Source organism: Nocardioides lianchengensis, assembly GCF_900101465.1.
GTDB classification, from domain to species: Bacteria; Actinomycetota; Actinomycetes; order Propionibacteriales; family Nocardioidaceae; genus Nocardioides; species Nocardioides lianchengensis.
This window is the reverse complement of the sequence record NZ_FMZM01000004.1, coordinates 152,056-167,442: the sequence shown is the minus strand read 5'-3', so window position 1 is coordinate 167,442 and position 15,387 is coordinate 152,056. Positions and strand designations below refer to the sequence as shown.

General features: G+C 72.9%; 14 protein-coding genes and 1 tRNA gene. 14 read left to right on the top strand and 1 reads right to left on the bottom strand.

Features of this window, described 5'->3' with window-relative positions:
* The first annotated feature begins 55 nt into the window (after window positions 1–55).
* The 4 genes from BLT76_RS08790 to BLT76_RS08775 are packed head-to-tail and all read left to right on the top strand — an operon-like array spanning window position 56 to window position 4,306.
* The gene (locus BLT76_RS08790) at window positions 56–880 is read left to right on the top strand and encodes a hypothetical protein (protein ID WP_090853943.1); all 825 of its coding nucleotides are present in this window, start codon (window positions 56–58) and stop codon (window positions 878–880) included.
* Between the two features lie 47 nt (window positions 881–927).
* Entirely contained in the window at window positions 928–1,581 is a 654-nt protein-coding gene (tmk, locus tag BLT76_RS08785) for a dTMP kinase (RefSeq protein ID WP_090853940.1), read from the top strand.
* Window positions 1,578–2,732, top strand: a complete 1,155-nt coding sequence (locus tag BLT76_RS08780) for a DNA polymerase III subunit delta' (protein WP_090853937.1) — start codon at window positions 1,578–1,580, stop codon at window positions 2,730–2,732. The genes tmk and BLT76_RS08780 overlap by 4 nt, the downstream gene beginning before the upstream one ends.
* Entirely contained in the window at window positions 2,729–4,306 is a 1,578-nt protein-coding gene (locus tag BLT76_RS08775; protein ID WP_244509324.1) for an alpha/beta hydrolase, read from the top strand. The genes BLT76_RS08780 and BLT76_RS08775 overlap by 4 nt, the downstream gene beginning before the upstream one ends.
* A gap of 82 nt (window positions 4,307–4,388) precedes the next feature.
* On the opposite strand, the gene BLT76_RS08770 is transcribed toward BLT76_RS08775, so the two are convergent.
* On the bottom strand, window positions 4,389–5,306 hold the full coding sequence (locus tag BLT76_RS08770) for a LysR family transcriptional regulator (protein ID WP_090853934.1): 918 nt from the start codon (window positions 5,304–5,306) through the stop codon (window positions 4,389–4,391).
* Window positions 5,307–5,409: 103 nt separating this feature from the next.
* Between BLT76_RS08770 and BLT76_RS08765 the strand changes: the two genes are divergently transcribed.
* From BLT76_RS08765 to BLT76_RS08720, 10 genes are all read left to right on the top strand, one after another.
* Window positions 5,410–5,604, top strand: a complete 195-nt coding sequence (locus BLT76_RS08765) for a hypothetical protein (protein WP_090853931.1) — start codon at window positions 5,410–5,412, stop codon at window positions 5,602–5,604.
* Window positions 5,605–5,678: 74 nt separating this feature from the next.
* Window positions 5,679–5,754, top strand: a tRNA-Thr gene (locus BLT76_RS08760).
* A gap of 363 nt (window positions 5,755–6,117) precedes the next feature.
* A complete protein-coding gene (locus BLT76_RS08755; protein WP_090853928.1) occupies window positions 6,118–9,231 on the top strand; it encodes an immunoglobulin-like domain-containing protein in 3,114 nt (1,037 codons plus the stop codon).
* A 189-nt stretch (window positions 9,232–9,420) separates the two neighbouring features.
* Window positions 9,421–9,669: a hypothetical protein gene (locus tag BLT76_RS08750; RefSeq protein WP_090853925.1), complete on the top strand. Its 249-nt coding sequence runs from the start codon at window positions 9,421–9,423 to the stop codon at window positions 9,667–9,669.
* Between the two features lie 575 nt (window positions 9,670–10,244).
* Window positions 10,245–10,673 carry a DUF309 domain-containing protein gene (locus tag BLT76_RS08745; protein ID WP_090853922.1) on the top strand — a complete coding sequence of 143 codons (429 nt, stop codon included), beginning with the start codon at window positions 10,245–10,247 and terminating at the stop codon, window positions 10,671–10,673.
* A 244-nt stretch (window positions 10,674–10,917) separates the two neighbouring features.
* Entirely contained in the window at window positions 10,918–11,781 is an 864-nt protein-coding gene (locus BLT76_RS08740) for a hypothetical protein (protein ID WP_139175453.1), read from the top strand.
* A gap of 102 nt (window positions 11,782–11,883) precedes the next feature.
* Window positions 11,884–12,729, top strand: coding sequence for an alpha/beta hydrolase (locus BLT76_RS08735; RefSeq protein WP_170866983.1), 846 nt, complete (start codon window positions 11,884–11,886; stop codon window positions 12,727–12,729).
* 9 nt (window positions 12,730–12,738) lie between these two features.
* On the top strand, window positions 12,739–13,665 hold the full coding sequence (locus BLT76_RS08730) for a pseudouridine synthase (protein WP_090853914.1): 927 nt from the start codon (window positions 12,739–12,741) through the stop codon (window positions 13,663–13,665).
* 133 nt (window positions 13,666–13,798) lie between these two features.
* A complete protein-coding gene (locus BLT76_RS08725) occupies window positions 13,799–14,719 on the top strand; it encodes an ATP-binding cassette domain-containing protein (protein WP_090854505.1) in 921 nt (306 codons plus the stop codon).
* Complete coding sequence (locus BLT76_RS08720; RefSeq protein WP_090853911.1) at window positions 14,716–15,387, top strand: ABC transporter ATP-binding protein; 672 nt, start codon at window positions 14,716–14,718, stop codon at window positions 15,385–15,387. The genes BLT76_RS08725 and BLT76_RS08720 overlap by 4 nt, the downstream gene beginning before the upstream one ends.

The window sequence follows — 15,387 nt, the reverse complement described above, 5'->3', positions numbered from 1 at the left end:
TCACGGTCTCGAGGATTCGCCAGCGGACGCCGTACCCGGTGGCTAGCGTCGGTCCATGCGCTTCCGTTCCCTCGCCGCCGCGGCCTCGCTCGCGGTGCTGCTCCCCGGTCTCGCCATGACGTCGGCCCACGCCTCCGTCCCTGCTCACCGCGCCGCGAAGGTGACGTTGAAGGACCTGCCGGCCTCGTCCGAGGTGGGGAGGAAGGTCACGCTCGCGGGCACGGCCAAGCCGGCCCGGAAGGGCAAGAAGGTCAAGGTCACCGTCGAGCGGCTCTACGCCGGCGGTTCGTGGCAGAAGGTCGCCACGGCGCGGACCAACAAGAAGGGGAAGTACGCCGTCAAGGTCGCGCTGACCCGGGGCGGGACGACGTCGTTCCGGGTGAAGCGGGCCGGCGGTGGCACGACCGCGGCTGACTCGCTGGCGGTCTACCAGTGGCTGAACCTGGTCGACGTGCCCTTCCTGGTGGGCGGCGGCGCGGTGGAGATACGACGGGTGGCGAGGATCGGCGGCCGCGCCTTCCCGAACAGCATCCAGCTCCCCCAGGGCAACGGCGGCCTGGCGGTCAAGCCCAACGGGCTCTGCACCTCGCTCGAGTTCTGGACCGGGTTCCTGGACAGCCAGCGTTCCGGGCTGGCCGCCACGGCCCGCCAGAACGGCGGCCTCGGGGGGTACGGCGGACCGGCCCAGTCCCAGGTGTCGTTCTCGACCCCCGTGGGCCCGGCCGTCCGGGTGAGCCTGGATCTGACCGGGCAGCGCTACGGGTTCGGTGAGGTGATGGTGGCCGACGCCCCGAACACCGACCTGGTGCTGGCCAGCCCCCGGCTGCGGTGCAACGCCACCACCGTCGCCGAGATGGACTGGAACGAGCTCTCCCTCTGAGGCGACCCGTCTTGGCCGGTGTCGGCGGCCCCCCGTAGGTTCTCTGCGTGAGCAGCTCCGGGGTGTACGCCGACACCGGCGTCTTCGTGTGCTTCGAGGGCGGCGAGGGGTCGGGCAAGTCCACCCAGTCGCGGCGGCTGCGCGAGGCCCTGGAGGCGGACGGCCACACGGTGCTGCTGACCTTCGAGCCCGGGGACACCCCGGTCGGGCGGACGCTGCGCGAGATCGTGCTCAGCCCCGAGACCGGCGAGCTGTCCGACCGGACCGAGTCGCTCCTCTACGCCGCCGACAAGGCCGAGCACGTCGACACCGTCGTCCGCCCCGCGCTCGACCGGGGCGAGGTGGTCGTCACCGACCGCTACGTCGACTCGGCGCTGGCCTACCAGGGGGCCGGACGCGCGCTCGACGTCGCCGAGGTCGAGCAGGTGATGCGCTGGGCGACCGGTGACCTACGGCCCCACCTCACCGTGGTCCTCGACCTGGAGCCCGACGCCGGGCTGGGCCGGTTCGAGGGGCGCGACCGGATCGAGGGCGAGTCCCTGGAGTTCCACCAGCGGGTGCGCGAAGCCTTCCAGCGGATGGCCGCCGCCGCCCCCGACCACTACCTCGTGGTCGACGCCCGGCTGCCGGTCGACGAGATCGCCGGACAGGTGCTCGACCGGGTCCGCCCGCTGCTCGACCGGGCGGCGGTGGCGCCGTGAGCGTCTGGGACGACCTGGTCGGCCAGCACCGCGCCGCCGTGGCGCTGCGCGAGGCCGCCGCCGGTCACGGCATGAGCCACGCCTGGCTGTTCACCGGACCTCCCGGCTCCGGCCGCTCCAACGCCGCCGTCGCCTTCGCGGCCGCGCTCCAGTGCACGGAGGCCGAGGCCGGCTGCGGGGTCTGCCACGCCTGCCACACCGTGCTCGCCGGGTCCCACGCCGACGTCAAGCGGGTCAGCACCGAGGGCCTCTCGCTCGGCGTCGACTTCATCCGCGACCTGGTCCGGGCCTCGGCCCTCTCGCCGGTCGGCCGGGGCTGGCAGATCATCATCGTCGAGGATGCCGACCGGCTCACCGAGCGGGCGGTCAACGCCCTGCTCAAGGCCATCGAGGAGCCGGCCGAGCGCACCGTGTGGATGCTCTGCACCCCGACCGTCGAGGACGTGCTGCCGACCATCCGCTCCCGCTGCCGGCTCGTCACGCTCACCACGCCGACCGCCGCCGACGTCGCGGCCTTCCTGACCCGGATCGACGACGTCCCGGACGCGCTGGCGTCGTACGCCGCTCGCGCCAGCCAGGGCCACATCGGCCGGGCCCGGGCGCTGGCGCGCGACGAGGCGACCCGCAACCGCCGCCGCGACGTCGTCTCGATCCCGGCCGGGCTGACCAGTCTCGGGCGTTGCATGAAGGCCGCCCAGCGGCTCGCCGAGGTCACCAAGGAGGAGGCCGACGTCGTGACCGGCGACCTCGACGCCCGCGAGAAGGTCGACCTCGACTCGGCGTACGGCGTGGTCGAGCGCGGCCGTCGTCCGCGGGAGTACGCCCCGGCCCTGGCGACCCTGCTGAAGGAGCAGAAGTCGCGGGCCAAGCGCCGCCACCTCGATGTCGTCGACCGCAGCCTGATGGACCTGGTCTCGGTCTATCGCGACGCGGTCGCCCTCGCGACCGGGGCGCCGGGCGAGCTGGTCAACGCCGAGATCCGCGCCGACGTCGAGAAGGTCGCCGCCAGTGCGTCGCCCGAGCTCAACCTGCGCCGGATCGGCTGGATCTTCGAGGCCCGCGAGCAGATGCTGGAGTTCAACGTGCCGCCCGCCCTCGCCCTGGAGTCGATGATGGTGGCCCTGCAGTCGCCGGACAGCGTGCACGGATGATGGGGCCGCGCGCAGTCCGGGTCGTGGTGCTGGTGCTGGTCGGCCTGCTGGTCCTCGGTGCGCTGGGGGCGGCGATCTCCACCTTGGCCTCCGACGACGGTGGTGGTGGGGCCGGGCGCAGCGACGGTCCGGCCCGGGCCAACCCGCCCACGCCCCCGCCCGCCGGCGCCACCGACGCCCCCGAGCCGGCGCTGGCGCCGTACTACTCCCAGCAGCTGAGCTGGGGCGTCTGCCGCGAGCAGTACGAGTGCGCCACCCTGACCGTGCCGCTCGACTACGACCGGCCAGCGGGCGAGACGATCGACCTCGCGCTGCTGCGGGTGCCAGCGGGCGACCCCGACGGCCGGGTCGGCTCGCTGGTGGTCAACCCGGGCGGCCCGGGCGCGCCCGGCACCGACTACGCCGCCAGCGGCCAGTTCGGCGACCGTCTGGCCGAGGGTTTCGACATCGTGGGCTTCGACCCCCGCGGCACCGGCCAGAGCGCGCCGGTGGACTGCCTGTCCGACGACGACCTGGAGGCCTACCTCGCCGCCGACCCGTCGCCGGACGACCAGGACGAGATCGAGGCGACGGCCGCCGACGTCACCGCCATGACCCGCGGCTGCTCCGAGCTGTCGGGCGAGCTGGCGGCCCACGTCTCGACGGTCGAGGCGGCCCGCGACATGGACGTGCTGCGTGCGGCCCTGGGCGAGCCGGAGCTGCTCTACCTGGGGGCGTCGTACGGCACCTTCCTCGGGGCGACGTACGCCGAGCTCTTCCCCGACCGGGCCGGGCGGCTGGTCCTCGACGGGGCGGTCGACCCGACCCTCTCCGCACTCGAGCAGTCGCTGGCCCAGGCCGGCGGGTTCGAGACCGCGTTGCGCTCCTACGTCACCGACTGCGTCGACGGCGGCGACTGCTTCCTGGGTCGTTCCCTCGACGAGGGTCTGGCCCGGATCGCGTCCTTCCTCCGGACGGTCGACGAGGAGCCGCTGCCCGCCGGCGGCGACCGCGAGCTCACCGAGGGGCTGGCCTTCACCGGGATCATCACCCCGCTCTACGTCCGCGACTACTGGACACTGCTGGACCGCGGGCTGGAGTCGGCCTTCGACGGCGACGGGTCGGTGCTGGCCCTGCTGGCCGACGCCTACGCGTCGCGGGGACCTGACGGCAGCTTCCTCAACAACAGCGTCGAGGCGATCGTCCCGATCAACTGCCTCGACGACCCGGCCACCACCCCGGTCGACCGGGTGCTCGACCAGCTCCCGGCCTTCGAGAAGGCGGCCCCGACCCTGGCACCCCAGTTCGTCTGGAGCCAGGTGGGCTGCCTCGGCTTCGAGCCGCGCACGGCCGAGCCACCCCCGACCATCCGGGCCGAAGGGGCCGCGCCGATCGTCGTCGTCGGCACGACCCGGGACCCGGCGACGCCGTACGAGTGGTCGGTGGCGCTGGCCGAGCAGCTCGAGTCGGGCGTGCTGGTGAGCCGCGACGGCGACGGCCACACCGGCTACGGCTCCGACAACGCGTGCGTCGACGACGCGGTCGAGGACTTCCTGGTCGACGACACGGTGCCGGAGGACGGGCTCAGCTGTTGATCGACGCGGCCCGAGGAACGAGGGCCGAGGTCGCGACGGAGCGTGTCGAGACCGAGCCGGGGTCCCCTCGCAGCCTGGCGTCTCACACCGGCTCGGCGATCGCCTGGATGCGGCGGGTGGCCAGCTCGATCATCAGCCGGGCGGCGGGGGAGAGAACCGCGTCCTTGCGGTGCACGACGGCGAAGGTGTCGTACTGCCGCGGCCGCAGGGACGCCCACGTCGCGCCGGGGGCGAGGCGGGGGATCAGCTGGCGCGCGGCGCCGAGCGGGATGACGGTGTCGGCGTAGCCCATCCCGACCAGCTCGACGGCGGTCTCGATGTCCTCGACCTCGATCCGGGTCTGCGGGTTGCGGCCGGTCTCGTGCAGCATCTGACGCAGCGTGTGCCGGGTCGAGTCGACCGAGCGGAAGGTGGTCTCCGCCATCACCAGCGAGGCGAGGGAGAGCCGGTGCGCCGTCACCGGCGCGGCCACATGAGCGGGATCGGCGCTGACGTAGACCAGCTCCTCGCGGGCGACCGGGGTGAGGGTCAGCCCCTCGCTGCCCACCGTCGAGAGGGCGAGCATCGCCGCCTCCAGCCGACCGCGCCGCAGGTCCTCCGCGACCTCGGTCGAGTTCTGGCCGACCAGCTCGACCCGGACACCGGGATACCGAGCGAGTACGTCGGCGATCAGGCCGGCGCCGGCGTACAGGCGGGCGATGCCGAACATCCCGAACCGGATCGTCCCGGTCTCGAACGCCTTCACCGACTGCACCGCGCGCCGGGTCTCGTCCGCCGCCGCGAGCGTCCGCTCGGCGTGCGGGCGCAGGGTGTCGGCGACGGTCGTGGGGATCACGCCGCGGCCGACCCGCCGGAAGAGCTGGACGCCGAGCGACTTCTCGAGGGTGCGGATCTGCTCGGAGACGCTCGGCTGCGAGTAGCCGAGCTCCTCGGCGGCCCGGGTCAGCGACCGGTGCTCGTAGGTCGCGAGGAAGCAAGTCAGCTGGTGCAACGAAAGCATAGGGAAAGCCTATGGGTTCTGCAGGCAAGTGAGGCTACCCCTATGAGAGCGGCGGCCCGACAATTGTCGTGTACCCACCCTGACCCCTGAAGGAGGTCCCTCGATGTTCGCTCACCACTGCACGTCGTGCACCCAGCGCCAGCTGATCTTCCCGAGCCAGGTGACCTCGCTCGTGAACACCGACCACGGCATCATCGCCGCGTTCACCTGCTGGTGCGGCTCCGAGCAGACGCTGCTCACCGGCCGCAACGCCGGCGCCCCGGCGGAGGTCCGCGAGGACGCCGTCGTCGCCGCCTGATCGCGGATTTTCGCGAGGCCGACCGCTCTCCGTATACTTCCCCGGGTTGTCCGGCACCTGGTGCTGGGCGGCACGCCGCCTTAGCTCAGTCGGTAGAGCGAGTCACTCGTAATGACTAGGTCGTCAGTTCGATTCTGACAGGCGGCTCCACGTCAACAGCCCCCGCCTGCGGAGACGCAGGCGGGGGCTGTTGGCGTTCCGGGCCAACGGTGCCGAGTCGATGCGCTCCAGGTCCTGTCAGTTTGTCGACACCGCTCTGACGTGCGCGTTCGCACTCGCCGCAGGCGCCGCCGAGTTGGGGGTGTGCTCAGCGGCGGGACCGAGCGACCGCCTGGGCGGGGGCACGCTCCTGGAAGTGGCGGTGAGAGCGGGAGGTGCGTCGCGCGAACCGCGGCGGCATCGCGGTCGTATCGGCGCGGCCGACAGAGCCCTATCCCTCGGAGACGATGCGACCTAATGTTAGCGCTAACAATGGACGTGACGGTCGTCACGATGTATCGCTAGAGGACGCAGATGACTTCTCCTACGACCCGCCGACGGCGGTCGACGGCGCTGGGCCTGATCGCGGCGTTGGCCGCCACTGGCCTGACGAGTACCGGTCTGGCGGGGCTGGGCGGCCCGGCCACAGCGGTCGAGCCCGACCCCTCCCTGATCGCCAGCTTCAACTTCGATGACGCGGCCACTGGCCTCGTGGGTGCCGGTGCGAAGGCCACGGTGCAGGGCTCGCTCAGCCTGGTTGAGGGTCAGGACGGCACCACGGCCGTCAAGATCACGCGCGGCAACTGGCTCGACGTCACCAAGGACGACGGCACGCCGCTGCTGGCCGGGCTGGATGACATCACCATCAGCTACGACCGCAACCCCACCGACAGCAGCGCCAATGCCGGCTGGGCCCTGATCGCGCAGCGCAGCAACCAGACGAACGTCTATCAGCAGGAGCACTACGTCGGCGTCCTCGACAAGGCCACCAGCCTCGTGGTCGAGCGCTACGACAACGCCGGTGCGCGCGACAGCAGCGGCAACCTGAGCGCGGGCGCCCTGACTCCGGGATGGAAGCACGTCGACCTGGTGCTCGACGGCCCCGCCGCCCGCCTCTACGTGGACGGCGACCTCAAGGCCACCAACACGACGGGCAAGGCGCTCAGCACCATCCTCGGCGCCTCCGGCGGCGTCCTGCAGATCGGCAAGGCCGACTGGACGGCGAGCGACGAGTACTTCGACGGCCTCATCGACAACGTCGAGGTCCGCGACCAGGCCCTCACCGAGACCCAGGTCGCGCAGCTCAACGCAGCCCAGGCCCTCGCGAAGGTGCCGGACGAACTCACCATCGAGGCCTCCAGCTACGTGCTGCCCGGCGCCGAAGGCGTCGTCTCCTGGACGTCGCAGACCCCCGCGGTCTCGATCGACGCGGACGGCCGCACCGCCACGGTGACCCGCCCGGCCCCGGGTTCGCCGGCCACGACCGGCACCCTGATCGCGCAGGTCAGCATCGACGGCGAGCCCCGTACGAAGCGGGTCGCGGTCACCATCACCGCACCGCTCACCGCCGAGCAGATGGCCCGCGACGCCCTCGACGGCATCGTGCTGCCCGGTCTGCAAGACGTCCGCTCCAGCCTCGCGTTGCCCACCACCGGCGCGCACGACCTGCCCATCACCTGGACGTCGTCGGCGCCGTCGGTCATCTCGCCGACCGCCCTCGGCGAGGCCGCGCCCGGCGTGGTGACCCGCCCCGGCCAGGATCAGGTCGTCACGCTGACCGCCACCGTCGGCACCCTCACCCGCACCTTCAGCGCCGTCGTCCGTGCCGCCGTGGCCGCGCCCGAGACCACGGACTACCTCTTCGCGCACTTCACCGGCGTGGAGCAGACCCCCCAGGACGAGCAGATCTACTTCGCCACCAGTGAGGACGGCGACACCTGGACCGACACGCGCACCAACGGCAACCCGGTGCTGCGCAACGACGAAGGCGACCGCGGGGTGCGCGACCCCTACCTGGTCCGCTCACCCGAGGGCGACACCTTCTACCTCATCGCCACCGACCTCAACATCCACCTGCGCGGCGGATGGGGCAACGCGGGCGCCACCGACACCGGCAGCCTCAAGCTGGCCGTCTGGAAGTCGACCGACCTGGTCAACTGGGGCGAGCCGGAGCTGGTCGACGTCGCCTCCCAGATCCCCGGCGCCGGCATGGCATGGGCGCCCGAGGCGATCTGGGACCCGGTGAAGAAGCAGTACCTCGTCTACTGGGCCACCAAGTCCCAGGACACGAACACGCTCGGAGACTGGGTGAACGTCTACTACGCCACGACCCGCGACTTCGAGACGTTCTCCGACCCCGTCAAATGGATCGACCGCGACCACTCGATCATCGACACCACGGTCATCAAGATCGGCGACTGGTACTACCGCGCCTCCGGTGACGGCCAGATCACCATCGAGAAGTCGAAGAACCTCTACGCCACCACCACCTCCGCCACGGCACCGGCGTACGTCAGCGACGACCAGTGGTCGCTCGTCGGCACCCTGTCGTCGATCTTCGGCGACCCGAACTTCTCCGGCGCCCGTCTGGAGGGGCCCGAGTTCTTCGAGTACAACGACGACGACCGCAACGCACCCGACCAGCGACTGTGGGGCCTGCTGGCCGATGAGTACTGGAACGGCAGCGGCTACTTCCCCTTCCGGACCACCGATGTCGCCGCCACGAACGCCCCGCCGTGGGTCAACGCCAAGAGCAGCGTCAACTTCGGCGCACTCAAGAAGCGCCACGGCACCATCCTGCCCATCACCCGTGGCGAGCTGGACGCCGTCAAGGCCGCCACCGCGCAGCCCGGACTGCTCGTCGACGACACTCCGCCCACCGTGCAGGTGAGCATCGACCCGGTCGCCCGCACCGCCACGATCGCCAGCAACGACACCGGCTCGGGAGTCGCGTCCGTCGAATACAGCCTGGACGGCGACACCTGGGAGTACTACACCGGTCCGGTGGTCCTCGGGGACGACACGGGCACACTCGGGTGGCGCGTCGTCGACCGACTCGGCAACCAGGCCAGCGGCGAGCAGGCATTCGCCGGCCTCGAGGCCCTCTCCGGCCCGGCACCCGCCATCGCCGGGTCGGCGCGGGTGGGCTCGAGCCTCACCGCGGTGCTCGGTGCCTGGAGCCCGGCCCCGACCTCGGTGACGTACCAGTGGCTGCGCGCAGGGAGGCCGATCGCCGGCGCCACCGGGGGCTCGTACCGGATCGTCCCGGCCGACGCCGGCCGACGGCTCTCGGTCACGGTGACCGGCTCACGCGCCGGCTACGCCAGCACCCGACGGACCTCGACGCCGACTGCCATCGTGGCGCCCGGTCGCCTGACCACCGGCACGGTGCAGGTGAAGGGCCGCGCAGCTCCAGGCCGCACGCTCGTCGCCGTCGTCCGTCGCTGGGGCCCGGCCCCGGTCACGGTGGCCTACCAGTGGCTCCGTGACGGCAAGGTCGTGCGCGGCGCGAAGGCGACCGGCTACCGCGTGAAGCGCGTCGACCGCGGCCACCGCCTGTCGGTTCGAGTGACCGTCACGAAGGCCGGCTATGTCGCGGTCACCAAGGTCTCGCGCGTGGTCCGCGTGCGCCGACCAGCAGCTCAGTAGCCGCGAGGGGCGCGGGCGTACGGCGTGCGCCCGCGTCCCTCGCAGCAGTGCGCGGAGTGTGCCCGCCGCGGTCGCCGACGGCCAGTCGCCCAGCGCGAGCCTTCTCAGGATCGATCGTGTGGGTCTGCTGCACGAACCGGTGGGAGGTCGACGTGCCCTACCTCCGGCAGATCTGGGTACGAGCACGAGGTGACCTCACCTCTGGATGCGCGCGTTCTGACCTACCGGCTCTTCTACGGCCCCGCGCTCCTGGTCAAGCGTCTCCTCGTGCGTGACGGATTCGAGGTCATCGGTCCGACGACGCCCCGGAGCGGGCGCACCTGCACCTTGCAGGTCGCGACCGGAGGCGAGGGACGTGAAGGCCGGGCAGACGAGATCGTGCGGCGTTGGGCGCCGGATTCCTACCGGCTGACGGTCGATGCCGCGGGCAGGTCGTGACGCGGGTTCGCCCTGCGACCACGGGACGGCTCTCGGGGAGGGGGTCGAAGAAGTCGCGCCTGCGCCGCGCGGCGAACGAGCGAGTCACGGACTCGCGCCACCCGACGACCAGCATGCACAGACCGAGCGCGACGAAGCGGCATGCGGATGCGACGGACCACGCGGATCGACGAGACATCGATGCTCCCCTGGTCGAGATGTGCAGGGGCCTGGTGTCCCGCACCCGTCCACTCGAAACCGGTGCCACGGTGACCCGGTCAACCGCAGCAGGCCCGACTGCAGGGCCGCCGACACGGGTGGGCCGCGGATGGCGCAGATCCGGTTCCTGGTTTCGTCCCTCACGAGCCCAGCCGCGGAGGTCATCGGCGCCGGTCGGGTACCCCTTCCTCTCGGGTCCGCTTGCTGGCGACGCGCGTCCGACCAAGACTGGCCCAGCCCGATCGTCAACGTTCGACGTCCCGCCCAGGAGGGGCTGATGCTCACAGCTGCACCGTTCGCGGGTGCCCGAGACGGCACCAGGATGAACGGGCCTCGTGCATGGAGGTGCGTGATCGCAGGCGAGGCGAGGTGTCGACGTGGTCGATGAACGCGACCGCGACGGGCAGGGACGCGCGCAGCAGGCGCGTCCTCGTGACGCGCTGGGACGACCGCTGCCGTACGGCGCGGCCGGCGTCGAGCCCATCTCCGAGGCGCCGCTCCCACCGCGGGAGACGCTGGGCTACGCCCGCAGCCTGCTCGAGGAGGGGCGTCCGTTCGCGGCGCACGAGGCCCTCGAAGTCAGGTGGAAGTCATGCCCGGAGGAGGAGCGCGAGCTGTGGCAAGGTCTGGCCCAGCTGTGCGTGGGCCTGACCCACCACGCGCGCGGGAACGCGGTGGGAGCTTCCAGGCTCGTCGAACGAGCGGCCGGGCATCTCCAGGAGCACGCGCAGGCCGCCGGCCCTACCTTCGGACTCGACCTTGCGGCCCTCATCACGTGCGCCCGCCTCCGCCTGCAGGACGCGTGAAGGCTCCCCCGCGAGAGGGGAGGTGACGTCAGGGTCGAGCCCCTCTGCCGTCGGGTCCCGAACCAGACCGTGATCCCGGAGTCCTCCTGCACCTGCGACGCATCCGGGGTGGAGGCCCGTGGTGGACCCGTCGGAAGCATCCGGGCCATGCCGGCGTGAACGGCTGGTCGCAGGAGGTGCGCCCGGCGTACCCGAGTTTCCCGAACCCCCTGCACGGCCGGCGAGCGTCCCCTACCTTGACCCGGTGATGAAGCGCTCTCGGGTCCTGGCCCTGGTCCTCGTGACCGTCGTGTCGGCGGTGCTCAGCATGGGCTCGGTCTCGCCGAGCCCGGCGGCGGCCTCGTCGGCCGCGGGCGGGTTCCGGTGCACGATGGAGGCCTTCGGGCACACCCAGGACGGGCGGATCACCTTCCGCCGTGTGGTGAACGACCGGGTCGAGGTGTCGAAGACGACGGCCGGGCCGGTGGGCTGGCGACCGATCTCGTGGACGCTCCTGAGCTACAACGGCTGGCCGGGGCACGAGGAGACCGAGCAGCTGGTCGCGGCGACGGACGGCAAGATCCGGCTCGTCGCGACCGAGTGGAACGAGGGCGGGAACCTGAGCGTGCGCGTCCTGAAGGTGGTCGGACGCGGGTACCCGAGCCGGCTGATCACGTTCGACAACGGCAACGTCTTCTGGGTGGGCGCCGACCGGGCGCTGCGGCGCGCGAGGTTCACGGGCAGCAAGCTCGTCCGGAGGACGGTCCTGCCGGTCACGATCAGCGGCGCGACCGCGATGACCGCGCGCGGCGAGGAGTTCGGTGAGTCGCGGATCTACTACACCGACCGGGCCGGCGCGCTCCACGTCGTGACGAACGACGGCGCGAAGGCGACGGATGTGGTCCTGAAGGCGAGCGGCTACCGCGGTGTCACCGGGTTGCGGGCGGGCGGCTGCTCGTCGGCGAACGGTGCCCGGCACCGGCCCTACCTCGGCCTCCTCCTCGTCAAGCGCACGACGGGGGAGGGACGGTTCCAGCGGATCCTCCGTCCCACGGCGGCGAACGGTGGCCGGGTCACGAAGTCCGTCCGTGTCGGTCGGTCGGACTGGACGTGGCGCCGGCTCGGGTGAGCCGACCTGGCCGAGCACGCGTGGTCCGGGGGCATCGCACGATGCGGAGATGGCAACGTCCGTCGCGGGCGTGACGCCACGCCACGGACCTACGTTGGCGAGGTGAACGACCCGCACCTCGACCCGCAGATCGCCGTACTCGCCCGTGGTGGGGCAGTGGCGGAGCCGCCCGGGCCACAGGTGCGGTCCGTGCGGGACCTGACGGTGCCGGGCCCCGGCGTCCCGGTGCGCCTGTACGGCGGGGAGCGCGACGACTGCGTCGTGGTCTTCCTGCACGGGGGCGGGTTCGTCAGCGGCGGGCTGGACAGCCACGACGCCCACGCACGGATGCTCTGCCGCGACACCGGGCGCAGCGTGCTCGCGGTCGACTACCGGCTGGCCCCCGCCCACCGCTTCCCCGCGGCGTACGACGACGCCCTGGCCGCCGTCCGCTGGGCGGCCGACGAGCTCGCCGACCGGGTCGCGGTCGCGGGTCCGAGCGCGGGGGCGAACCTTGCGCTGGGGGCGGCGCTCGCGCTGGCGGGGACGACCGCGGCGCCGGTCGCCCAGCTGCTGGTGAACCCGCTGGTGCACGGCGACCCGTCGTACCCCTCGCGGAGCGAGCTCGCCGACGCCTACGGGCTGACGTCGGAGCGGCTGGAGTGGTGCACCGAGCAGTACCTCGCCGATCCGGCGCTGCGCGACGACGTGCGGTTCGCGCCGCTGCTCTCGCCCGACCTCGGTGCGCTCCCGCCGACGGTGCTCGTCGTCGCGGGGCGGGACCCGCTGCGCGACGAGGGCCGCGAGCTGGGGCGTCGGCTCCGCGTCGCCGGGGTGCCGGTCGATCTCAGCGAGGAGCCGGGGATGCCGCACGGCTTCTGGCGCTTCGCCGAGCTCTCGGACGCGGCCGGCTCGGCGGTGGCGCGGATGGGGGCGCTGCTCCGGAGCCGGATCGACGCCGCTCCGTAGGATCGCGCCGTGCCGCCCCGCTCCCCGCTGCCGCTCCGGCACGGGCTGAGCGCGGCCTGGGTGTGCACGCCGCACCGCGACCCGGAGCGGCCCGCGCCGTGGACGACGATGGGGGCCTGGCTGCGCGACCACGTCGACGCCCGCGTCGAGGTGGAGCCGATGCTCGCCGCCGGCCGCTTCGTGTACGCCGACGCGCGCCCCGTCGCGGACGCGGACCCCTACCGGCCGCACACCTTCGTGTGGTTCCACCGCGACCTGCGCGACGAGCCCGTCGTGCCGGGTCCGCTCACCCTCGTCCACCGCGACGAGCGGGTCCTGGTGGTCGACAAGCCCGCCTTCCTGTCGACGGTCCCGCGGGGGCGGCACGTGACGCAGAGCCTCGTCGTCCGGCTGCGTGACGAGCTCGGCCTGCCGGACCTGACGCCGATGCACCGGCTCGACCGGGTGACCTCCGGACTGGTGCTCTGCGCGGTCGGGAAGCAGTGGCGCGGGGCCTACCAGGCGATGTTCGCGCAGGGGACGGCGCGCAAGACCTACCGCGCGCTGGCGCCGTACCGGGCGGAGCTGGAGGAGCCGCGCACGGTCCGCGACCACATCGCGGCGATCCCCGGCACCGGGCGGGCGGAGATCGTGGCCGGTGCGCCGGTCAACGCCGAGACGCTGGTGGAGCTGGAGGAGCGGCGCGGCGACCTCGCGGTCTACCGGCTCACCCCGCGCACCGGCCGCACCCACCAGCTGCGGCTGCACCTGCGCGACCTCGGCGCCCCGATCGTCGACGACCCGATCTACCCGGTCGACCTGGAGGTGGACGTCGACGACTTCACGCGGCCGCTGCAGCTGCTCGCCAGCGAGCTGGAGTACGTCGACCCGGTCGACGGCGTCGTACGACGGTTCGCGAGCCCGCGGGGCCTGCCGCTGAGCGCTCTGGGGCGGTGAGCCGCCCACCATCGGCCGGCCAGGAACGGTGGACACCGCACCGCCCGACGGCGCGTCGCGCGGAACGGATCCGCCGGGGCGCCCCGCGGGACTAGCATCACCGGGCACGTCACAGGAGCGGGGGAGAGCCGTGGTGGGACCGGGTCTGGCACTGCCGGCCGCGCCCGACCACGGGCCGGAGTTCGGGCACGACGCGCTGGTGGTCTGCGACAACCTGGTGCGGATCTACCAGACCGAGAGCGTCGAGGTGCAGGCCCTGCAGGGGCTCGACCTGCTGGTGCACGAGGGCGAGATGATCGCGCTGGTCGGGGCGTCCGGGTCGGGCAAGTCGACGCTGCTGCAGGTGCTGGCCGGGGTGGACGCGCCCACCGCCGGGCGGGCGCGGGTGGCGGGGCACGACCTGCTGGACATGAGCCGCGCGGACCGGGTGCGCTACCGGCGGCACGTGGTCGGGTTCGTGCGTCAGCAGTCGGTGCGCAACCTGGTGCCCTACCTGACCGCCGCCCAGGTGGTCGACCTCCCGCTGAGCATCGCCGGCGTACGACGGAGCGAGCGGCGCGAGCGCACCGCGGAGCTGCTGGACACACTGGGGGTCACGCACTGCGCCGACCGGCGGCCCGGGCAGATGTCGGGCGGCGAGCAGCAGCGGGTGGCGATCGCGGTGGCGCTGGCCATCCGGCCGCGGGTGCTGCTCGCCGACGAGCCCACCGGCGAGCTGGACAGCGAGACCGCGCAGGAGGTGTTCGCCGCGCTGCGCACCGCCAACCGGGTGCTCGGGGCGACGGTCGTCGTGGTCACCCACGACCGCGCGGTCAGCGACCAGGTCGCCCGGACCGTGGCGATCCGGGACGGCCGCACCAGCAGCGAGGTGCTGCGCAGCGACGAGGGGGCGGGGGCGCTCGGCGCGGCGGAGGAGTACGCCGTGATGGACCGCGCGGGTCGGGTCCAGGTGCCGCGCGAGTTCCGCGAGGCGCTCGACCTCACCCGCCGGGTCCGGCTCGCCCTGGCCGCGGACCACGTCGAGATCCGCTCGGACCGCGAGGGGGGCCGGTGAGCGCGGTCGTCGTCCGCGGGCTCACCCGGTCGTACGGCGCGGGCCCGGGCACCGTGCACGCGCTGCGCGACGTCTCCTTCGACGTGGCCCCCGGCGAGATGGTGGCCGTGGTCGGCCGGTCCGGCTCGGGCAAGACCACGCTGCTCAACCTGCTCGGCGGCCTCGACCGACCCGACACCGGGACCGTCCACCTCGAGGGCACCGAGGTGACCGCGCTCGGCGACGAGGGGCTGAGCGCCCTGCGGCGCGACACGGTGTCCTACGTCTTCCAGACCTTCGGCCTGCTGCCCGCGCTCACGGCGGCCGAGAACGTCGGCGTCCCGCTGCGCCTGCGTCGTACGGCGGTGGCCGCGCGCGAGCAGCGGGTGGCCCTGCTGCTCGACCTGGTCGGCCTGCGCGAGCACGCCCAGCAGCGACCGGCCGAGCTCTCCGGCGGCCAGCAGCAGCGGGTGGCCATCGCCCGGGCACTCGCCGGCTCGCCCCGACTGCTCGTCGCCGACGAGCCGACCGGCCAGCTCGACGCCGAGACCGGGCTCGCGGTGATGGCCCTGCTCCGGGCCGTGGTCGAGTCCGAGGGCGTGACCGCGGTGGTCGCGACCCACGACCCGGTGATGATGTCGCTCGCCGACCGGGTCCTCACCATCGCCGACGGACGGGTGCACGGGTGA

Excerpts from the sequence above, each read along its gene's own strand:
- BLT76_RS08790 (WP_090853943.1), top strand. The coding sequence starts at position 56 with ATGCGCTTCCGTTCCCTCGCCGCCGCGGCCTCGCTCGCGGTGCTGCTC.
- BLT76_RS08775 (WP_244509324.1), top strand. The coding sequence starts at position 2,729 with ATGATGGGGCCGCGCGCAGTCCGGGTCGTGGTGCTGGTGCTGGTCGGC.
- BLT76_RS08770 (WP_090853934.1), bottom strand. The coding sequence starts at position 5,306 with ATGCTTTCGTTGCACCAGCTGACTTGCTTCCTCGCGACCTACGAGCAC.
- BLT76_RS08765 (WP_090853931.1), top strand. The coding sequence starts at position 5,410 with ATGTTCGCTCACCACTGCACGTCGTGCACCCAGCGCCAGCTGATCTTC.
- BLT76_RS08755 (WP_090853928.1), top strand. The coding sequence starts at position 6,118 with ATGACTTCTCCTACGACCCGCCGACGGCGGTCGACGGCGCTGGGCCTG.